Genomic DNA, 19,998 nt, shown 5'->3' with positions numbered 1-19,998 from the left:
CAAAAGGGTCAGTTGGGGTCCACCGGCCCACTACCAGACGTCTCGTCGGCTATTACGGCGTAATAGCCGAGCGGGCTCCCGCGGGCGGCTCAGTCATAACAAGTCTGCCTAACTAACGTGTCGATGACACGAACGATCAAGAACGTTAGTAAGGTGTCCACCATGACCTCGCCAGCCACCTCCAGCGACCGCGAGAAGGTCGTCTCCAAACTGCCGGGATGGCTCCGGCAGGACCTCAAAATCAGAGCCGCCCAGCGCGGCATCGAAATCCAGGCCGCCGTCGAACAGGGCATCAGCGACTGGTGCAACTTGGCATCAGCACCGGCCGGCGTCGACACTGCGGGCGCCGATTCCTTCTCTACCTTCCTCCCCGAAGGCCAGTGGGAGGAATTTCGCAGCGTCGTCGCCGACCGCCGCGTCTCCCTCATCCAAGGCCTCGCCCAGTCCGTGAAGCTGTGGCTCGACTCCAACCCGGCCCCGGACATCGAACGCCCCGCGATCACACGCCGCATCATCGTCTGCAACCAGAAGGGTGGCGTCGGCAAGACCGCCATCACCGCAGGCACCGGCGAAGCCCTGGCCGAAGACCCCGGCACCCTGCACCGCGTCCGCATCGCCAAACAACTCGCCGCCGCCGCAGGCGAGAACACCGACAGCCCTCTCGACGTCGAAGACCTTCCCGGCCTCGGGCTGCGCGTCCTGCTCGTCGACTTCGACCCGCAGTGCCACCTCACCAACCAACTGGGTGCCGCGCCGCTGCCGATGAACGGTGACAGCCTCACCAACCACATGGCCGGCGACCCCAAGGGCGACCTGCGCGACCTCATCGTCTCCATCGACGACGAGAACTTCGGCGATCGCCTCCACCTCCTGCCCGCCTGCAACGACGCGTTCCTGCTCGACGTACGCCTGTCCGCGGTACGCGCCCGGGAAGCCGCCCTCGAGCGGGCACTTGCCCCGCTCGAAGCCGACTACGACGTCATCCTCGTCGACTGCCCGCCCAGCCTCGGGCTCAGCATGGACGCCGCCGCCTACTACGGCCGCCGCCGCGCCGACGAAAAGCCCGGCCAGTCCGGCGCCCTGATCGTCGTGCAGGCCGAGGACAGCTCAGCCGACGCCTATGAACTCCTCACCAACCAGATCGACGACCTCCGCGGCGACCTGCAGATCGACATCGACTACCTCGGCATCGTCGTCAATCTCTACGACGGCCGCCGCGGCTACATCGCCACCTCCTCCCTCCAGGGATGGGTCGACATAAAGGATCCGCGGGTCGTCGGACTCATCGGAGACCTCAAGGAACAGAAGGAGGCCGTCCGCATGAAGCAGCCCCTGCTGTCCTACGCCCCCAAATCACAGCAGGCGATCGGCATGCGCGCGCTGGCCAGGGAGATCTCATGAGCAAGGCCGACCAACTCGGCGCCGGACGCTTCGGCGGCGGCCAGGCCCGAGGCGTCAGCGCGCGCCGACAGGCCGTTGCCGCCGCCACCGGCGTACCCACCGAAGGCATCGCCGCGCCGACTGAACTCCCGGTCCACCGCATCAGCCTCAACCCGGACAACCCCCGCTCCAGCCTCGGAGACCTCACCGACCTCGCAGGCAGCCTCAAGACGCACGGGCAGAAAGTGGCCATCACGGTCATGAACCGTGACGCCTACACCAAGGTCAACCCGGTCGACGAAGATGACCTCGAGCCGGACACCACCCACGTCGTCATCGACGGCAGTAGCCGGCTCGCGGCCGCCCGAGAAGCCGGCCTTGCCACCATCAAGGTGATGGTCAGCGACGACCAGGGCACCACAGTCGACGAACTCCTCGAGTCAGCGCTGGTCGCCAACATCCACCGCCAGGACCTCGAGGAACTGGACGAGGCCCGAGCCCTGGAACGTCTGCTGGCCATCCACGGCACCCAGACCGCCCTGGCCAAGCGCCTGCACCGCTCCCAGGGCTGGGTGTCGCAGCGCCTCGCCCTGCTCACCCTCACCCCCGAACTCCAAGCACGCATCGGCCAGGAACCCATCGACCTGCTGCGCGCCGTGGGTAAGAAGCCTGCTGAACAACAACAGTCGGCCCTGGAAGAGCTCAAGGAGCGGCGAGCCGGCGAGGGCGCCGAGAGGGCAGATCAGAAGCGGAAGAAGGCGGAGCCGCAGGAGCAGGCGGCCGACACCGACACTCGGCCCTCTGCGACCGCCGCCGCCTATTACGACGTAATAGAGGAGCCGGAGACGCAGGAGGACAGCCCGGATCCGGAGGTGTCTTCGTCGGGGGAGCGGACCGGGAAGTCCGCGGAGACTGTGCCCGAACCGCGCACCAACGACAGCCCGGCTGTCGCGGAGCAGCCGGATACCGGAAGCCGTAAGCCGCCCCGACTGCCTTATGAGGACGGGGTCTTCCTCGCCCACCACCTGATCCGCAAGATGAGCCCCACCGAGTTCCAGAAGATGCTGGCGCTGTTGAACGGGTACCACGACCAGTTGGCCGCATCCAACGGCGCTGATGCGGCTCTCTGACCGGGAAGGACCGTCGGGTCCCCTGCCACATTGAGGCAGGGGACCCGATCCTTCTTCAGGCGCAGCCGGCGGTCCCGATCACCCACCGCATCTATTACGGCGTAATAGCGGTCCACCTTGGAGAGCGGTGCGAACCAGCGACATGCCCGTGCTGTCCCGCCTCGCTCGATTTCGCTCGTTCGCCGCGGCTCGGAATCAACCCGCGTACTGGTGGGCCGAGTAGGTCAGGTAGCCCGCGTCACCACCCTGGTAATACGTGGCCTCGTCGACGGGGGCGATCGGAAGTCCGCCCCGCAGCCGCTCGACCAGGTCGGGGTTGGCGAGGAAGGCGCGGCCGAAGCTGATGAGATCGGCGCCCAGATCGAGCCAGTGGTCGGCGTCGTCCCGGCTGGTCTGCTTCGGTCCCATCGGAAGGACGGGGTTCATGATGAGGGCGCCCGGCCACGCTCGTCGCAGGGCGACGAGCACTTCTTCGTCGGCAGTGGCCTCGAGGTGCACATAGGCCAGCCCGAGGGGGGCCAGTTCGGCCAGTAGCGCGGTGTAGAGCTCCCGGACGTCGGTCTCCTGAACTCCCCAGAAGGTCCCGCCCGGTGAGAAGCGGATGCCGGTCCTGTCCCCGCCGACGGCCTCGACGGTGGCGGCGACGGCCTCGACGGCGAACCTGATCCGGTTGGCGATCGGGCCTCCGTAGCGGTCCGTGCGCAGGTTGGCGTTGGACGAGAGGAACTGCGAGATCAGGTAGCCGTTGGCGCCGTGGAGTTCCACACCGTCGAAGCCCGCGTCGACGGCACGGCGTGCGGCATCGCCGTACGACCGCGCATGCTCGGGCACTTCGGCGGTGTCCAGCGCGCGCGGCGTCGGAGCGGGCTGGAGTCCGGTCGGGGTGAACACGTCGCCGACGGCGGGGACGGCTGAGGGCCCGACCGGCTGCAGGCCGGTGGTGTCGGAATGGGAGACCCGGCCGCCGTGCATGAGCTGAGCGAAGATCCGGCCGCCGTTGGCGTGGACGGCGGCGGTCACGGGGCGCCATGCCTCGACCTGCTCATCGGTGTGCAGTCCCGGTGTACCGGGGTTGGACTGCCCGATCGCGCTCGGCTGCACCCCCTCGCTCACTATCAGCCCGGCTGTGGCCCGCTGGGCATAGTAGGTCGCCATCGACGACGTCGCCAGGCCACCGGCGGCGGCCCGCACCCGGGTCATCGGGGCCATGACCATCCGGTTGGGCAGCATGAGGCCGCCGAGCCGGTAGCTGGTGAAGAGGGTCGTCATGTCAGGACTCCTTCGCGCTCCGCCGTGCCCGCACCTCGGGCACGGCGGCTACGCTAAAACCTCACACTGACGTCAGAGGCAAGGGTCTGTGACGCAGAACTCAGCGGGGGAGGCTCTGTGAGGATCGGGGAGCTCGCGTCACGCGCCGGAGTCAGCGTCCGGTCCGTGCGCTACTACGAGGAGCAGGGGCTGCTCACCAGTACCCGTAGCCCGAGCGGGCAGCGGCACTACACGGAGAACGAGGTCGAACGGGTGGCATTCATCCAGCGGTTGTACGCCGCCGGCCTGTCCAGCCGCACCATCACCGAGCTGCTGCCCTGCGTCGACGCGCCCAGCGAGGAAAACTCCGACTCTGCGCTGGAGCGGATGGCAATGGAGCGCGAGCGGCTCTCCACACACATCGCCGACCTCGTGCGGACCAGGGACACGCTCGACGGGCTGATGGCCACGGCCCGGGCGCACCGCGAACAGCTGGGAAAGGCTGCGGTCGGCTGACTGGGGGAGGGGCGCGTAGGCCGGCACTGGTTCCTTTGGGAAGCACGCAGCCACAGAGGTTGCCGGGCGAGAGCGGGCCCGACCTGTAGGTCAGACCGGGCCGCACCCGTATGCGGTTACGAGCGGCCGGGCCGCCGCGTCCCGATCGCTTCGGCGACGTCCTCGGACAGGCTCTCGTACGACAGGCCGACGCCTGCCGCCCGGGCCAGCGAGCGGCCCTGTACCCGCGTCCGAAGTCGCCGCAGCGCCGTCGCCGAACGTGGCAGTACCCCGGAGGCAAGCCGAACCCGCCGTGGCAGCCCGCGCGCTACCGCAAGCGACGCCAGTCCCGTCCGAGGGGGAGGGGCGCGAGGTAGCCGATCGCGGCGTACCGGGTGCCTGAACGCATCCTGACTGCCGCGCGGTACGACTCGCCTCACCGGTCCCGCACCAGCAGCATGGCGCCATGCACACCTGCGCACACCTTCTTCGCATAGCGGCATTCCGTCCCGCCCCCGCCCCCGCGACGGAAGTAGACCGCCTTGCATACCCCGATCACCACCACCCGGCCCACTGACCGCGCGACCGCCTGGCTACGGCGCCGGCTGGGCCGCGCGGTCGTCTTGTCCTACGTCGGCGCCCTGCTCCTGCCCGGGCCCGGACTATGGCTGCGCCAGGCACACACCCTGCCGCTCGGTACGCCGTTCCGCCTGCCGCTGTCCAGCACCCCGTTCCTGCTCTCGCTGGTGCTGTTCTCGGTCGGGCTCCAGGTTCCCGTCCGTGCGCTGGGCCGGGTGCTGCGGCGCCCGAGTGCCCTGCTGGCGGGGCTCGTGCTGCACCTGGCGATCCCGCTGCTGGTCATCCCGTTCGTCGCGTTCCTGCTGCACTGGTCGCCCGACGCCGATGGCGGCAGCGGCCTGGTCACCGCGATGATCCTGATCGTGGCGATGCCCGTAGCGGCAGGGGCCACGGTGTGGACCGGCAAAGGCGACGGCGACCAGCCGACGATGGTGGGGCTCGTGCTCGCCTCCACCCTCCTGAGCCCCCTCACCGTCCCGCTGGTGATCCGGCTCCTGACGCCGCTGCTCAGCGGCGGCTACGCGCGGTCGTTGGCCGTGAGCGATCACAGCGTCCGCGGCGGCTTTACCCTCGTCGGCGTGGTCCTGCCCTGCGCGGCGGGCATCCTCTTTCGGCTCGCTCTGCCTCCGTCATGGCTGAGCCGCGTGCTGGGTGTCGTCGTGCCGGTAGCCCTGGCCGGCTCACTCGTCCTGACGTACGTCAACGCCAGCGGCGCCCTGGGGTCTTTCCTCACCCGCCCGAGGCCCCTACTGTTCGGTGCGGCACTGGCCGTGGCGGCACTGGTCTGCCTGCTCTCATTCGTACTGGGCCGCTGCGCTGCCCGCCTGTTGCGGCTGGAGCCGCCCGCCGCCTCGTCGCTCACGCTCGCCTGCGGAATGAACAACAGCAGCGCCGGCGCCGTGCTGATCACCGCCACGCTCCCCGACAAACCACACCTGCTCCTGCCGGTCCTCGCCTACGGCCTGCTGCAGAAAACGGCCGCGAACCGGGTCGTACGGGCACGGCCTCGGCACCAGGCAGGCACTGCGAGTTCTTGAACTGCCTATTCCACGTGATAGTTGACACACAACCAGCTCGATGACGGCGTTTCGTTCGTAGGTTCTTCGGAAGCGTCGGCAAAGATCGGGGGTGGGGATCCTGTTGAGCACTCTCGGCACGCGCGTCCCAACGGTCCAGCGCAGCGCGGTTGTGAAGATCTGTGTGTCGCGGGTGCGGGTGTCGGTCCAGATCGGATGGATCGCCGCGCTCGCGGCGGCCACGCCGTGGTAGTTGCCGAGCCAGCGGATGCTGCCCGGTGTTGACGTGGCGTCAGCCCCCCGCAAGCACTGCGCAATACGGCCCGGCGGGCTTCGAAGAGTTCTTCCGCCACTACGAGCCGATGGTGCGTCGGCATCTCATCTGGCAGGAGGCCGAACCCGGCATCCTGGATGACGCCGCCCAACTGACCATGGTCAGCGCCTTCCGGTACTGGGACCGCGTCGGCCATCGATCGCGACCTCATCACCACCTGCGATCACGTCAGGTGGAGGTACCGAGGAATCAGAACGGCTGCGGCAACTGCGTAGTGACGGCCTGAAACGCAGATGGCGTGGTTGAGATGAGTGGGTGGTGCCGGTGGCCTCCGTTCCTGAGTCCGTATGTGATCCGCCGTGGTGGTTGGCTTTCGTGGGTCGCTGTCCATGATGGGGTTGTATAGGGTTGTACGAGGTATTCGATGCAGTTATGGGATATTTACAGGCTCAAGGCTGTGATGCGGGGCTGGGCCCAGGAGCTGGGCAAGGGGGCTGTACTTGTGGGCTCTTTAATAAGAAGCGTCAGCGAAATTAGGCCTCTGACCTGCGCTTTTAGACTGTAGTCAGTGCTCTGGGGGGCACATTTCCGACCTCGGAATGTCAACCTGGCGCGCACATTCGGGCTTGGAAATCAACTACTGCTTGATTTCTGAGTCCCCTGGTGGTGGAGAGGAACGTCGCAGGTCAGGGCGTTGTGCAGGGTGGGGCCGAGGGGGGTCCAAGGGCGGTGTCGGAAGGCCTCAGGCACATGAAATGTGCTGCCATTGCGGCACTGGAAATCAAGTACTGCTTGAGTTCTTGGGCCTGGGCGCCCTGAAGATCCATGCCCAGTTGATTTTTGGAGCGCGCCCGGCACGGGTGGTGTCCGCAGAGGGCTCGTCGGCACGCCGACGCAGCAAAAGACAAGCTCTAGTTGATTTTTGGGCTAGTCTCAGGATCGCCTGAGTAATGAAGGAGGTCCTGTGACATCTGATCCACCAACACCCCGGAGCCCACGACCACGAGTTGTCCCCAGCGGAGCATCTGAGGACCTCGGCTTCGACGACCTGTTGCAGGTTCTGGGCGAGCAGCTTGGCCAAAGCACCCCGAGCACCGACCCACGCGACCGTCGCAGGCTCAAGAACGTCACCTTCGAGTACGAGCCTGACCACCGGGCCGTGCACGACATGGCGGGCGATGCCGGCTACAGCCTGGCGAGCAACTGGTTCACGCAGCTCCTGGCACAGCTGGCCGTCGCCAATTCCATCACCAAGTCCCAGCTCTGCGTGTTCCTGTACGTCGCCGGCGGCCAGGAGCGGGGCACTGGAGTCGCCCAGTACACCCAGCAGGAGATCACCGACGGCCTCAACAGGCTCGCCGAGAAAAAGGACGGCAAGCGCATCACCCGCTCCACGGTGAACCGCGCCGTCCGGGCCCTGGTCGGCTACAAGTGGGTCGAGCAGCTCGGCAACGGCGTCATCCAGCTGAACGTGAAACTCTGGTTCCATGGGAACAGCACCGCCCAGCACGCCGTCCTCGAACAGATCGCCGCCCAGCACGACCGCGACCCGGAGGCCTTCCCCAACGCCATCGGACCCGACCTGCACCAGGAGGAGCTGGACCTCGGTTTCACCCAGCAGACGAACTACAACAGAGGAAAACGCACCGGGTGATACACATCCACCAACCAACCCGCTGCACACGACGAGAAAGGGATACCGATGGCTGAGGTGCTGTCTCCGGTCGTCTCCGAGCGCATCTGGGCGCTCCCGATCTCCGGATCCTCGGTGAAGTTCCTCAACTACCTTCTCTACCGGTCAAACTTCGGCGGCCACCTGCCCATAAAGCAGAAGGACATGGCCAGGGAATACCGCGTCACCCCCCAGGCCATCAGCAACCTCATCGCCCCGCTGTGCGACCTCAACATCGTGCTGCGCCCGAAGAACGAGGACGGCGGCAAGGGCAACTCCTACCGGCTGCACCCCCTCGCAGCCAAGTACGAGAGTCCCGAGGCCATGGAGACCTCATTCCGGCAGGCCATCGTGAACATCAAGGCCGGCGAGCTGCCCAACCTCAAGCTGCCCGCCTACGCCTCAGTGCCTCCCGCGGAAGGACGCCCCAACCTGCAGGTGGCCTGACAGCACAAATACAGGGGCCCCGCCGATGCATCGGCGGGGCCCCTGTGCCTGAGTAAGAGGTACTGCTTGCACTATACCCAGGCTCGGCCCCGATCATCATCTCGAAGTGCTCCTTCTAGGTCACGCATGGACGTGCGTCGCGCTCTGGCCCAGGCACTCGTCACAGTCCTGCCCTTCCGCCAGGCCGACGGTCTCGCGCTGATCGCCGCTCACTGTTTCACGCGGTCCTGCTGTTCATCATGTCCCGCCCGGCCGAGCACGCGGAGCCGGAAGCAAGGGAGACCTTCGGACTCCACGAGCTCGTCGTCTAGATGTCTAGATGTCTAGATGTCTCGACTGGCCCGCCCGTTGCCTCGAGTGAGCTATCGGGACGCAGACACTCACCGGGGCCTGGATCTGCTCCTCGACGGCCTACGCGTCCCTGCTGCGGTCGGGGCCGGTGTGCGAGCAGCTCACTGTGACCGCTGAAACGGGCTCAGCACAGCGGCCTCTGGCCAATTGGAGCGCCATACCCAGAGAAAGGCCCTGAGCGGAGAATCGTTCCTGACGAAGAAAATGATGGACCGTCAGATATAGATTCATGGACAGCGTGGGCTGTCGCCGACCCATGATGTGCTGCCGCGTGAATCAACGGCCGATTGCGACCCCGCGACTGAGCCGATCGGCTCCCGGCGACGGCCCACATGACGTGTGCGGTCCTCGGCCCGAACCTCCGTCGACGGCCCGGCGGACACGACCATGGACGGACCCGGGCACCCGGCGCACCGCCCCCGCCGTGGAAGCCCCCGGCCGCACCGGACCGGTGGCGCCACGGCACCGTTGCCGGAAAGCCCACGCTCACCGCACCGGACGGCACCGTCCACGACCTGGTCCTGCCGCGCGGCGACGGCAACGGCTTCTGGGCGGCGCCCAGTGGCGGAGCGAGGCCGGAATCCAGGAAAGCGGTCAGCCGGCCCTCAGAGACCCGGTCCGCAAGCTGGTCGAGGGGTTCCCGCTCCCGCAGTCGGCCAGCCTGGACCGCGGCGCACCTTCACACATGAGAGCTGAGCACGGCTGGTTCGGGCCCCTGGGCTGGCGCAGGCTGGTGGTGGAGAGTGGCTGGGCGTGGGAGCGGGCCTGCGGGTGTGGTCAGGTGAGGGTCGGTGAGGCCTGTGGTCCGCGTTGCTTCAGGCGCTTGGCGACGGTCTGCAGTAGTTCGTCGGAGAGGTTGTTGTCGGCGACGGCCCGGGAGATGAGCAGGGCGCCGACGAGTGCGCTGAGGGTGAGCATGGCTTCGGCGCGGGTGTCGTCGGAGTCGTCGAGGCCTTCGATGAGTTCCAGGTAGGCGTGGACCTGTTGCTCGTAGGCGTCCTTGAAGTCTGAGTCGTTGCGTCCTGCGGAGGCGCCGAGGGAGACGAGTGCGCAGCCGGTGGCCGGTGCGTCCCGGTGTCGTTTGGTGAGGTAGGCGTCGATGAGGCCGGCGCGTGCGTCCTGCTCGTTCTTGTTCGCGGCGCGTTCCATTTTTGCTGTGCCCTCGGCCAGTGCGACGGCTGCGGCCTGGGCGATCAGGTCGTCGCGTGAGGCGAAGTGCTTGTAGAAGCCGCCGTGGGTGAGTCCGGCCTCGTTCATCAGTTCCGCGATGCCGAGGCGGGTGACGCCTTCGGTGCGGACCTTGCGTGAAGCGAGTTGCAGGACGCGTGCGCGGGTCGCCGCCTTCTCTGCCTGTGAGTGGCCCATGTCCGTGCCTGCCTTCCGGGGGGCGGCGTTGTGGGGACGCCGCGCAACTGGATGACATTCATCATACACCCACGTCCGATATGGGGCGGAAAGCTGCTTGGGTTTGACTTTCAGGATGATGGGCGCGATCTAACATGTGGATGGTGGCAGTCATTTGGATTGGAGTGGAAACCGTGCCCCGCCCATGACCTCCGCCGCACATCCGTCCTGCTGGTCGACCCCTTCAACGACCTCCTGTCCGAGGGCGGCAAGATCTGGCCCCGGCACGGAACTGCCCGGTGCGAGCTTCCTGAGCCTGCGGGTGCACGTCTCCGATACACGGGGCGACACCGTCCAGCAGATTGTGGTCCGCGCGGTCGGACTGCGCTGTTCCGAAGCCGCCCCGCTCACTCAACGTGCCCCTCCACCAGGGACGCGGAAAACGGCCACGGCCGGGCGCCGCCGGGCGCGGAAGGTGAAGAAGCCGCCACTTGCCGGGCCCGCCACAGTGCCGGACATCGATCGTGCGGATGCGGTGGGCCGTCGGGACTCCTACGGTGGAACAAGATTGGCGGGTCACCGCATGCCGTGGTATGAGCGCAGGGGGGTGGGGGGAGTGCGCCCGCCGCGTCGTGTGCCGTGACCCGTGGAACAGGCGATGGGGGGCGCCGGAGACCGAGGTGTCATGACAATGCGGGCAAAGCCCGGCGCGACACGGGCCGTTCCCCAGGCGGAGTTCACCCTGCGGGTCAACAACACGGAGTACCCCCTGCGCGTGGACGCACGTGTCACCCTGCTCGACGCGCTGCGCGACCGGCTGGGTCTGACCGGCACGAAGAAGGGCTGCGACCAGGGCACCTGCGGTGCTTGTACGGTCCACGTCGAGGGCAAGCGCGTGCTGTCGTGCCTCATGCTCGCCGCACAATGCGACGGCCGGGACGTGACGACCATCGAAGGCGTCGGCACCGACGAGCAGCTCCACACGGTGCAGGAGGCGTTCCTGCGGCATGACGGCTTCCAGTGCGGTTACTGCACGCCGGGGCAGATCATGTCCGCGCTCGGCCTGCTGTCCGAGGGCAGGACCGGTACGCCCGAGGAGATCCGCGAGTACATGAGCGGGAACATCTGCCGCTGCGGCGCCTACGAGAACATCGTGGCCGCGATCCGGGAAGCGGCCGGTGATCACGATGAGACCCTTTGAGTACGTGCAGGCCCGTGAGGTGTCCGCGGCCCTGGCCGAGGCGGAGGCGCACGACGAGGCCGACTTCCTCGCCGGAGGCACCACCGAGCTGGACCTGATGAAGGACGGCGTACTGCGGCCCAGCCACCTCATCGACATCACCCGGCTGCCGCTGCGCGGTATGGAGGAGCGCCAGGGCACGCTGGTCGTCGGGGCGCTGGTCACGATGGAGGAGCTGGCGGCCGAGCCCGTGGTGGTACGCCGCCTGCCCTTCGTGAGGGAGGCGCTGCTGCGCAGTGCCTCGGTCCAGCTGCGCAACATGGCCACGATCGGCGGCAACCTGCTGCAGCGCGCCCGCTGCCGGTACTTCCGCGATCCGACGGTCCCGGCGTGCAACAAACGCGAGCGGGGCACGGGGTGCGCCGCCATCACCGGCTCGCACCGAACGCACGCGGTGCTGGGCACCAGCACGCACTGCATCGCCACGCACGCCTCCGATGTCGCGGTCGCGTTGATCGCGATGGACGCGGTCGTGCACATCGCGGGCGCGCACGGCCGCCGCGAGATCCCGTTGAGCGGCTTCTACCGGATCCCGGGCGACACCCCGGACGTGGAGAACGAGCTGCGCCGGGGAGAACTCATCACCGCCGTGGAGATACCGCTGCTGCCGGAGGGCGCCCGGTCGGACTACCTGAAGGTGCGCGACCGGACGAGCTACGAGTTCGCCCTGGCCTCCGCCGCGGTGGCCGTGGTGCTCGGAGACGACGACGTCATCCGGTGGGCTCGGGTGAGTCTGGGCGGCGTGGCGACGGTGCCCTGGCGCGCCCTGGAGGCGGAAGTGGTGCTGACCGGCAGCCGCGCGGGCGGCGAGGTGTTCGCCGCTGCCGCCAGAGCGGCCCTGGCCGGGGCCGTACCCCTTCCGCAGAACGCCTTCAAGGTGGAACTGGCCCAGCGCACGCTCGTACGCACACTGCGCACCGTCACGGGAGTCACCTCATGACGACGATCTCACGCCCCCGGCTGCTCGGGCCCGGCGTCAACCGTGTCGACGGTCCGCTCAAGGTGGCCGGCAAAGCCTCGTACCCCGGCGACTTCGCCTATCCCGGCATGGCGCACGCGGTCCTCGTGCGCAGCACGGTGGGCTCCGGGCGGATCACCGAGATCGACACTACGCAGGCCGAAGGTGCCCCCGGAGTCGTGTGCGTGCTCACCCACCTCAACGCCGGACACCTCGAACGGGGACCCACGACGCCCCTGGGCGTGTCCCCGCCCGCCCCCCTCCAGGACGACGTGATCCTGCACTACGGCCAGCACGTCGCGGTGGTGGTGGCGGACACCTTCGAGGAGGCCACCGAGGCGGCCGGCCTCGTCCGTGTCGACTACGCGGCGCAACCGGCCCTGCTCGAACTGGAGGACCCCCGCGCCGAACTGCGGACGAACCCCTGGAAGCGGGACGCCGCGTGGGGGGACGCGGCAGGGGCGCTGGCCGCCGCCGAAGTACAGCTGGACGAGACCTACTTCACGGTGGACAACACCAACAACCCGATGGGCCTCCTCACCACCGTCGCCCGCTGGGAGGGGGACACCCTCCTGATCAACAACTCGACCCAGTGGGCCTCCCTGGAGAGCACCTCGCTGGCGGCGACCTTCGGCATCCCCGAGGAGTCCGTCCACGTCATGGCGCCCTACGTCGGGGGAGGATTCGGAGCCGGACTGCGGGTCTGGCCGCATGTCATCCTGGCCGCGCTTGCCGCCCGGGTGACCGAGCGCCCGGTCAAACTCGCCCTGACCCGGCCGCAGATGTTCACCGCCTGTGGCCACCGGCCCAAGGGTCGGCAGCGGATACGGCTCGGCGCGACACGCGACGGCCGCCTCGTGGCCATCGACCACGAGGCACTCACCGCCGCCGCCATGGACGACGACAACTTCGAGCCCACCGCGACCGTGTCCGCCACGTCCTACGCCTGCCCGAACGTCGCCACCCACGACACGCAGGCCCGCCTCAACATCCCCGTCCCGAACTCCATGCGCGGTCCGGGAGCGTCGACGGGCAACTACGCGCTGGAATGCGCGATGGACGAGCTCGCGTACAAGCTCGGCATGGACCCGCTGGAACTGCGCCTGCGCAACGACGCCGACCCGCACCCCCCGTCGGGCATGCCGTGGTCCAGCCGCGCACACCGGGAATGCCTCGAACGCGGCGCCGAGCTCTTCGGCTGGTCCCGGCGTAATCCCGAGCCGCGCTCGATGCGCGAGGCCGGGATGCTCGTCGGGTACGGGCTGGCGGCGGTCGGCTACCCGTGGTTCCGCGCCCGCTGCCTGGCACGGGTCACGATCCGCCGCGACGGCACCGCGTACGTGTGCAGCGCGGGAACGGAGATCGGCAACGGCGCGTACACCGTCTTCGTCCAGCTGTCGGCCGAACTGCTGGGCCTGGACCCCGAGCAGGTCACCGTGGGGCTCGGCGAGTCCACCATGCCCCTGGCCCCCCAGACGGGCGGATCCGGACTCACGAGCGCGATCGGCAGCGCGATCTACGAAGCCTGCCGGAAAATCATCGGCGAGGTCCTGGACCTGGTGGCCGACGACGACACCGACTCCCCGCTGTACGGCTGCACGATCGACGACGTCGAGGCCGTCGGCGGAGGCATCCGGCGGCGCGACGACCCGGTCCGGTTCGAGTCGTACCGGGACATCCTCGCCCGGCATCACAGGCCCGACCTGACGGCCGAGGGCGAGAGCGTTCCCGCCACGCCGCAGGAGCTGGGCATGGCACCGGCCGGAGCGTTCGGCGCGAAGTACGTCGAGGTGCGCGTGGACCCGGACCTGGGCCGCATCCGCGTCGCCCGGGCCGTCTCCGTCATCGACGGCGGACGTATTCTCAACGAGAAGACCGCGCGCAGCCAGATCATCGGCGGGACCGTCGGCGGGATCGGCATGGCCCTCTTCGAGGAGACGGCCAGCGACGCCGGAACCGGACGCATCGCCAACGCCACCCTCGGCGACTACATCGTGCCGGTCAACGCCGACATCCCCGACATGCAGATCGAGTTCGTCGGCTCCTGGGACCGCGCCAACCCGATCGGCACCAAGGGCATCGGAGAGATCGGCCTGGTCGGTCTGGCACCCGCCATCGCCAACGGGATCTTCCACGCGACCGGCCGCCGTATCCGCTCCCTGCCCATCACCATGGACCAACTGCTGTGAAGCGGTGGAAGGAAGCGGCGGATCCATGACCCCCGACGAACTGCGTGCCGCCCTCATCGGAACCTGGCGCCTGGTCTCCTACGAGGCCACCTCCGTGGACGACGGGGAGGTGGTGCGACCCTACGGTGAACACCCGCTCGGCCTCATCATGTACACCGCCGACGGGTACATGTCCGACCAGATCACGACCCCGGACCGGCCGCTGTTCGTGGAGCAGCGGCAGGAGTACGGAAGTCCCGAGGAACTGGCCGAAGCAGCCCGTCACTACCTTGCGTACACCGGCTCCTTCCGCGTGCCGGACGGCGACACCGTCGTGCACGAGGTCGCCTTGTGCCTGTATCCGAACTGGATGGGCGACGGGCAGACCAGGGTGGCACGGCTGGACGGAAAGACGCTGCAACTGGCACCGCCGGCACCGCTGAGCGTCCAAGGCAAACCCCGCACGGGCGTCCTGACCTGGGAACGCGCGGAGCCGCACTGACCTGTCGCGGAGACGTCGAAGGTCCCGCCCATTGATACAAGGGGCGGGACCTTCGGCAGAGCGGACGAAGTCCGCCCCTGCGGGCGACGCCACGCGAACACCGACTAGTCACGGCGGGACACAGGAAGCCGGTCGTCGGCATCAGCGCAGCAGACACCTGCCTGATTCAGCGACGGTCGTACGGAGCGGGTATGGCCCGGACGCGCACCACCGCGCGACGGTGTGCGCAAACGGTGGTCCGGCTCCGGATGCCCCGCGGCGGGTGTCAGCTTCGCTCGGCACAGACACTGTCCTTGTCACGTCTGTTTGGTTGATCACTTCAGAAACCCGGGACCGCAGGCAGGGACCGAAGGGACTCTATGCGGGAGCAGAGTGCAGGTGACAACTTCACGAGGTATCTGGCCTGGTCATGTATGTCGTTCTCCCCGGCGGGCACGGCCTGTCAGGGGCGCGGGAAGCGCAAGGTATGTGGTGGCCAGAGGCGTGATCAAGGGCCCGTCCGGGCACAGGTGTGAACCTTTTGGTGCCCTGGCCGCGTCTTTGAGGTGTGAGCATGGCAAGCACGAAGACGCCGCTCGGCGCCGACGAGGCGCGGGCGACACGCGAGCGACAAGTGCCCGGAGACGGGCGACGCTGTCGACGTTCGACGTGACGCCGCGCAAAAACCTCGCCTGTCAGTCGTGGGGGCGGACGGCGGGATGGGGCCCGGCAGATGCGCCGGGCCCCTGGTGCGCTTTCAGCGGGTGACCACGGCCGGGTGCCCCGGCGCGGTGGCCACCGCGCTGTCTCAGAACTCCGAACGGTGCCAGACGTGACGGAACAACCGCCTGCGTGTGCAGGGGAGTCGCAGCGGCGCGTTCGTCCTCCTCAAGGACGGGGCCAAGGACCAGGTCGTACCGCCGACCGGGCGGGCGATCGACTTCGAGCAGATCCAGAGGTGCGCCAGGACCATGCACAGCGAAAATGGCACAAAGGGAGGCGGGCGAGGGTCGTTCGCTGTCCACTCTTTCGCGCTCCGACCACGGAGGAAGCAGCGATAGCGATGTGCCCCGCCCGGTTCGGCTGGCGGGACACACCTTGCGTACACGCGGAAGCCGACCATGTCCGGTCAGTCGGCATCCTCGGTCGTGCTGGAGGTGTCTGGCTGCGCGAGGGTGTACATCACCGATCGCTGCTGCTTGTGACGCTGGACGCGGCCCTTGGCGACCAGAGACTCGATGGTGTTCCGCACGACCTGGGGTGTCGGATTCCGGTCCGGGTGCTTTGCCAGCAGCTCGTCCCACAGCTCCTTCGCAAGGCGGGGCTCCGTGTGCCCCCCGAGCAGGCTCAGCAGGATGTCTCCGAGCAGAGGCTGGCGCGACTTACCCTTCGCGCCGGACTGCGTCGGGCGCGTGCGCCGGGTCGTCGGCGAGGAAGACCGCCGGGATGTTCTTCCGGACGGGATGGAAGTGTCTTCACGTGCCTGCGTTCCACTCCCGAGCACGTTTCCGCTCCGCGCCTGCTCAGGCCGCGGCGACGGGTCCGGCAAACCCTCGTACCGCTCGGCGAGGGTCAGAATGTCAACCAGGAGGGCTTCCTCCTGCTTCAACATCGTGATTTGGTCCGCCAGTTCCTGTTGTCGACGGCGATTCTCCTCAAGATCCGACGCGGCTTGCTCGCTGTACCGCGATCGGAGTGTGGCGGCTGATTGGCTGGTCACAACCGTTCACTCCCTCTCATCAATGACGCGTCGCATGCTATCCAGGCGTGTGCAAGAGACATACAGCCCCCTACTGGACAGTAGCCTGATCATATGGCGACGGTGATCGGCGAGGTGCTCCCACGTGGTCGGAAGTCATGTCCAGTGTCGGACTTCCTGCCCAGGGCAGGAAGTGTGCGGACGCCAGGAGCGGACACGGTTCGGTTGTGAGTGCATGTGCGCCTTCCGGCGCGCATGGTGACGCCAGTCCGGCGTCACAAGTGCGGCAGTTTTCGGTCACCTGCCTCTGTTTACAGTGCGCGGGCGGGGGCCGCTTCCGGCCTCCGTTCGTAGGGACGGAGAACCAGGACGGCTCAGAAGACGATGGTTACGCCCCCCCACGGAGACATCTTGTTCGGACCTGCTCGGGCTCATCATGAGGGAGTACCGGACGGGCTGGTTGACCGGCGCGGCAGGCGTCACCCGCACATGACCGCGGAGCAGGCCACCAGCAGCACGCTCACGAACGGGTGACGCCTGCCGCGCCGGTCACGTGCGGGGCCCGGTCGAGAACGAACGATTGCCCAACCGCCTATGTTATTCGCAGGATCAAGTAAAATTGCATTTTAATTCCCCCGTCAAGGAAGTGGGTGCAGGGTCCGAGATCTGTGTCTCGCGCTTCACCTCAGGCGCTCGGCGACGGTCTGCAGCAGTTCGTCGGAGAAGTTCTGGTCGGTGACGGCCCGGGACATGAGCACGGCGCCGACGAGTGCGCTGAGGGTGAGCATGGCCTCGGCGCGGGCGTCCTCGGAGTCGTCGTCCAGGCCCGCGATGAGCTCCAGGTACGTTCGGACCTGCTTCTCGTAGGCCTCTTTGAAGTCCTGGCCGCCGCGTCCCGCGGAGGCGCCGAGCGAGACGAGCGCGCAGCCGGTGTCGGGCGTGTCGCGATGCTGCTTTGCGAGGTAGGCGTCGATCAGGCCGGCGCGGGGGTTCTGCTCGTTCTTCCGTGCGGATCTCTGCATCTTGATGGTGCCCTCGGTCAGTGCGAGGGCTGCGGCCTGGGCGATCAGGTCGTCGCGTGAGGCGAAGTGCTTGTAGAAGCCGCCGTGGGTGAGTCCGGCCTCGTTCATCAGCTCCGCGATGCCGAGGCGGGTGACGCCTTCGGTGCGGACCTTGCGTGAAGCGAGTTGCAGGACGCGTGCGTGGGTCGCCGCCTTCTCTGCCTGCGAGTGGCCCATGTCCGTGCCTGCCTTCCGTGGGGCGGTTTCGTGGGGATCGCCGCACTACTGGATGATGCCCATCATACACTTGCGGCCTGTGTGGGAGCTTTACGGCCCTTGGGTTTGACTTTCAGGATGATGGACGGAATCTAACGTGTGGATGGTGACATTCATCCAGAGCGGAGTCGAATCCGTGCCCCCGCCGCACGGCCGTCCTGCTGCTCGACCCCTTCAACGACCTCCTGTCCGAGGGCGGCAAGATCTGGCCGAGAGGGTCTGTTCCCCGCATCCGAAGTCCGATTCCGGACCGGACTTCGGATGCGGTCTTGACGGTTGGAGAACGGCCTGTCGGCCAGGGTGCCTTGCCCGTCCGGTGCAGGATTGGCAACCGAAGAACGCGTCCGACACCGCCCGGCCGACGCGTCTGTCATACGTCACCGCAACGTAGGAGCGTTCTTGCCTTGGCCGACGTCCGACGCCGAACCGTCTTGTCCACCGTGCTGACCGGACTCACCTCCGTGGGACTCTCCGCGGGTGTCGCCGACGCCGCGGACGGACACACGGCTCCCCGCCCCCACGACCCCGCCCACAATGACGTGCTCTTCGTGGGGGCACATCCCGACGACGAGATGCTCAGTTTCGCGACCCTGGGACAGTGGCGCGAACGCCACGGGTGGAGCACGGGCGTGCTCACCGTGACCCGAGGTGAAGGAGGCGGAAACGCGGTGGGCCTGGAGGAAGGCCCCGCTCTCGGCTTGATCCGGGAGACCGAGGAGCGCGCCGCCACCGCCCGCGCCGGCATCCGCAACATCTTCTACCTCGACAAGCCGGACTTCTGGTACACGCTGTCGGCGCCGTTGACCGCCGGTATCTGGAACGAGCCGGACACCCTCGAACGTGTCGTCCGGCTGATCCGCGAGACGACCCCGCACACCGTGATCACGATGGATCCCCGGCCGTTCAACCAGCACGGCGGGCACCAACTGGCGGCACGGATGGCCATCGAGGCCTTCCGGACGGCGGGCGATCCGCACGCCTTCCCCCACCAGATGACCCGCGAAGGGCTCACGGCCTGGCAGCCCCGGCGGCTGCTGGCCCAGAACTACCGCTTCGACGGCCTTCTCGGACCGTCGGCGGCCGAGCAGCGCCGCACGGACCCCGACACCGGTCTTCCGGTTCTCGGGGTGTGGTCCGGCGTGCCCTCCCGCGCGCACCGTACGACCTGGGCGCAGGTCAAAAGGGACGCCGCTCGTCACTACGCCACCCAGGGATGGGCCGCGCTCCCTCCCGTGGTGCCGACCGATCCCAACGCGCTCGGATCGGAGTGGTTCAGCGTGCTGGCCGAGGACGGGCGGACGCTGGAGGCGCCGGTGCGCGAGCAGTCCGGACTGCTCCCGCTGTACGCGGAGTTCCGTGACTGGGCACACCGGGTCGGCATGCCGTGGCTGGCGAACAACGCCCAGCCGCTCTACCCGGACCGACCGTCGACGACGATTCCGGTGGTGCACGCGGCGCCGGTGCTCAACGGCCTGGAAGGCGAAGGGGAGTACCCGGGCCCCGAACTGCCGCTGCGCCACTGGCAGGGCGATGAATCCTCGGCCGCCGGCTGCTCGGCGACGGTGAAGCTGTCCCGCCACGGCGATGACCTGTATGCCCTGGTGCGCGTCCTGGACGAGCGCAAGGGAGCCGCGCTCGCCCAGGACGACCTCAAGAGGCACTGGCGTACCGACTCCGTCGAGATCGCCCTGGACCCGCGAGGGACCGCGGACGACACCTCCGTGACGTTCAAGACGGGCATTCTCCCGTTCACGGCCGCGGATGGCGGCCCGGTGGCCGAGCGCGACGCGGACAACCGGCAGGGGCCGACGGAGAAGACGGCACCGGGCATGCGCTGCGTCAGCACGGTGACCGATCCCTACCAGGGCTACAGCGTCGAGGTGAAGATCCCGCTCAGCGAGCTTCCGGCCGCGGCCGACCCCGAACGGTTCGCGATGAACGTCCTCGTGTACGACTCCGACACCGACGACCGGACCGGACAGACCCGGCTGGCCTGGTCGCCGTACGGCAGCGCCCAGGCCGACCCCTACGTCTGGGGCCGGGCTCGGCTCGAGGGCCACCAGCCGCCCGCGGGCCGGCCCACCACGCCGGCCCGACCGGACATCCCCACCGAGGCGGCCCGCGGTGAGGACTCCCCGGCCACCCTGCGCCAGGCCCGCCGTACGGGTGTCCCGATCGCGGGCGGAGCGCGCACGCCGAGGGTGAGAGGCCGATCGTGGTGAGTGCTCGGACGCCTCGG

At 68.1% G+C, this 19,998-nt stretch carries 16 protein-coding genes; 12 read left to right on the top strand and 4 right to left on the bottom strand.

Features of this window, described 5'->3' with window-relative positions; translation table 11 throughout:
* The first annotated feature begins 162 nt into the window (after positions 1–162).
* Both OG568_RS56965 and OG568_RS56960 read left to right on the top strand, forming a co-directional pair.
* The gene (locus OG568_RS56965) at positions 163–1,401 is read left to right on the top strand and encodes a ParA family protein (RefSeq protein WP_329537843.1); all 1,239 of its coding nucleotides are present in this window, start codon (positions 163–165) and stop codon (positions 1,399–1,401) included.
* Positions 1,398–2,510: a ParB/RepB/Spo0J family partition protein gene (locus tag OG568_RS56960; RefSeq protein ID WP_329537842.1), complete on the top strand. Its 1,113-nt coding sequence runs from the start codon at positions 1,398–1,400 to the stop codon at positions 2,508–2,510. The genes OG568_RS56965 and OG568_RS56960 overlap by 4 nt, the downstream gene beginning before the upstream one ends.
* A 195-nt stretch (positions 2,511–2,705) precedes the next feature.
* On the opposite strand, the gene OG568_RS56955 is transcribed toward OG568_RS56960, so the two are convergent.
* On the bottom strand, positions 2,706–3,779 hold the full coding sequence (locus OG568_RS56955) for an alkene reductase (protein WP_329537841.1): 1,074 nt from the start codon (positions 3,777–3,779) through the stop codon (positions 2,706–2,708).
* Between the two features lie 117 nt (positions 3,780–3,896).
* On the opposite strand from OG568_RS56955, the gene OG568_RS56950 reads away from it, so the two are divergent.
* The 5 genes from OG568_RS56950 to OG568_RS56930 all read left to right on the top strand — a co-directional run bounded on the left by OG568_RS56950 (position 3,897) and on the right by OG568_RS56930 (position 8,241).
* Positions 3,897–4,274 (top strand): MerR family transcriptional regulator, encoded by a 378-nt coding sequence (locus OG568_RS56950; protein WP_329537840.1) that lies wholly within the window; start codon positions 3,897–3,899, stop codon positions 4,272–4,274.
* 521 nt (positions 4,275–4,795) lie between these two features.
* On the top strand, positions 4,796–5,869 hold the full coding sequence (locus tag OG568_RS56945) for a sodium-dependent transporter (RefSeq protein WP_329537839.1): 1,074 nt from the start codon (positions 4,796–4,798) through the stop codon (positions 5,867–5,869).
* Positions 5,870–6,129: 260 nt separating this feature from the next.
* Positions 6,130–6,408 carry a hypothetical protein gene (locus tag OG568_RS56940; protein ID WP_329537838.1) on the top strand — a complete coding sequence of 93 codons (279 nt, stop codon included), beginning with the start codon at positions 6,130–6,132 and terminating at the stop codon, positions 6,406–6,408.
* A gap of 678 nt (positions 6,409–7,086) precedes the next feature.
* Positions 7,087–7,776, top strand: a complete 690-nt coding sequence (locus OG568_RS56935; protein WP_329537837.1) for a hypothetical protein — start codon at positions 7,087–7,089, stop codon at positions 7,774–7,776.
* A gap of 48 nt (positions 7,777–7,824) precedes the next feature.
* The gene (locus OG568_RS56930) at positions 7,825–8,241 is read left to right on the top strand and encodes a hypothetical protein (protein ID WP_266434308.1); all 417 of its coding nucleotides are present in this window, start codon (positions 7,825–7,827) and stop codon (positions 8,239–8,241) included.
* Between the two features lie 1,128 nt (positions 8,242–9,369).
* On the opposite strand, the gene OG568_RS56925 is transcribed toward OG568_RS56930, so the two are convergent.
* Complete coding sequence (locus OG568_RS56925) at positions 9,370–9,957, bottom strand: TetR/AcrR family transcriptional regulator (protein ID WP_329537836.1); 588 nt, start codon at positions 9,955–9,957, stop codon at positions 9,370–9,372.
* A 664-nt stretch (positions 9,958–10,621) separates the two neighbouring features.
* Between OG568_RS56925 and OG568_RS56920 the strand changes: the two genes are divergently transcribed.
* From OG568_RS56920 to OG568_RS56905, 4 genes are read left to right on the top strand one after another with little or no spacing between them, the layout of a single operon-like run.
* Positions 10,622–11,137, top strand: a complete 516-nt coding sequence (locus OG568_RS56920; RefSeq protein ID WP_266434711.1) for a (2Fe-2S)-binding protein — start codon at positions 10,622–10,624, stop codon at positions 11,135–11,137.
* Entirely contained in the window at positions 11,124–12,116 is a 993-nt protein-coding gene (locus tag OG568_RS56915) for an FAD binding domain-containing protein (RefSeq protein ID WP_329537835.1), read from the top strand. Before OG568_RS56920 ends, OG568_RS56915 begins: the two co-directional genes overlap by 14 nt.
* Complete coding sequence (locus tag OG568_RS56910) at positions 12,113–14,323, top strand: xanthine dehydrogenase family protein molybdopterin-binding subunit (RefSeq protein WP_329537834.1); 2,211 nt, start codon at positions 12,113–12,115, stop codon at positions 14,321–14,323. The genes OG568_RS56915 and OG568_RS56910 overlap by 4 nt, the downstream gene beginning before the upstream one ends.
* Before the next feature lie 25 nt (positions 14,324–14,348).
* Positions 14,349–14,804 carry a lipocalin-like domain-containing protein gene (locus tag OG568_RS56905; protein WP_329537833.1) on the top strand — a complete coding sequence of 152 codons (456 nt, stop codon included), beginning with the start codon at positions 14,349–14,351 and terminating at the stop codon, positions 14,802–14,804.
* Between the two features lie 1,108 nt (positions 14,805–15,912).
* Here OG568_RS56905 and OG568_RS56900 read toward each other — a convergent pair.
* Positions 15,913–16,503: a hypothetical protein gene (locus OG568_RS56900; RefSeq protein ID WP_329537832.1), complete on the bottom strand. Its 591-nt coding sequence runs from the start codon at positions 16,501–16,503 to the stop codon at positions 15,913–15,915.
* 659 nt (positions 16,504–17,162) lie between these two features.
* Entirely contained in the window at positions 17,163–17,720 is a 558-nt protein-coding gene (locus OG568_RS56895; RefSeq protein ID WP_329537831.1) for a TetR/AcrR family transcriptional regulator, read from the bottom strand.
* A 443-nt stretch (positions 17,721–18,163) separates the two neighbouring features.
* On the opposite strand from OG568_RS56895, the gene OG568_RS56890 reads away from it, so the two are divergent.
* Positions 18,164–19,981 carry a PIG-L family deacetylase gene (locus tag OG568_RS56890; RefSeq protein WP_329537830.1) on the top strand — a complete coding sequence of 606 codons (1,818 nt, stop codon included), beginning with the start codon at positions 18,164–18,166 and terminating at the stop codon, positions 19,979–19,981.
* The last annotated feature ends 17 nt before the right edge of the window (positions 19,982–19,998 follow it).

This window comes from Streptomyces sp. NBC_01450 (genome assembly GCF_036227505.1).
In the GTDB taxonomy this organism is placed as follows: domain Bacteria; phylum Actinomycetota; class Actinomycetes; order Streptomycetales; family Streptomycetaceae; genus Streptomyces.
Note: the sequence above shows the minus strand (reverse complement) of the source record. Positions and strands in the feature narration are given on the sequence as shown.

Excerpts from the sequence above, each read along its gene's own strand:
- OG568_RS56965 (WP_329537843.1), top strand. The coding sequence starts at position 163 with ATGACCTCGCCAGCCACCTCCAGCGACCGCGAGAAGGTCGTCTCCAAA.
- OG568_RS56960 (WP_329537842.1), top strand. The coding sequence starts at position 1,398 with ATGAGCAAGGCCGACCAACTCGGCGCCGGACGCTTCGGCGGCGGCCAG.
- OG568_RS56955 (WP_329537841.1), bottom strand. The coding sequence starts at position 3,779 with ATGACGACCCTCTTCACCAGCTACCGGCTCGGCGGCCTCATGCTGCCC.
- OG568_RS56930 (WP_266434308.1), top strand. The coding sequence starts at position 7,825 with ATGGCTGAGGTGCTGTCTCCGGTCGTCTCCGAGCGCATCTGGGCGCTC.
- OG568_RS56925 (WP_329537836.1), bottom strand. The coding sequence starts at position 9,957 with ATGGGCCACTCACAGGCAGAGAAGGCGGCGACCCGCGCACGCGTCCTG.
- OG568_RS56920 (WP_266434711.1), top strand. The coding sequence starts at position 10,622 with ATGACAATGCGGGCAAAGCCCGGCGCGACACGGGCCGTTCCCCAGGCG.
- OG568_RS56915 (WP_329537835.1), top strand. The coding sequence starts at position 11,124 with ATGAGACCCTTTGAGTACGTGCAGGCCCGTGAGGTGTCCGCGGCCCTG.
- OG568_RS56910 (WP_329537834.1), top strand. The coding sequence starts at position 12,113 with ATGACGACGATCTCACGCCCCCGGCTGCTCGGGCCCGGCGTCAACCGT.
- OG568_RS56905 (WP_329537833.1), top strand. The coding sequence starts at position 14,349 with ATGACCCCCGACGAACTGCGTGCCGCCCTCATCGGAACCTGGCGCCTG.
- OG568_RS56895 (WP_329537831.1), bottom strand. The coding sequence starts at position 17,720 with ATGGGCCACTCGCAGGCAGAGAAGGCGGCGACCCACGCACGCGTCCTG.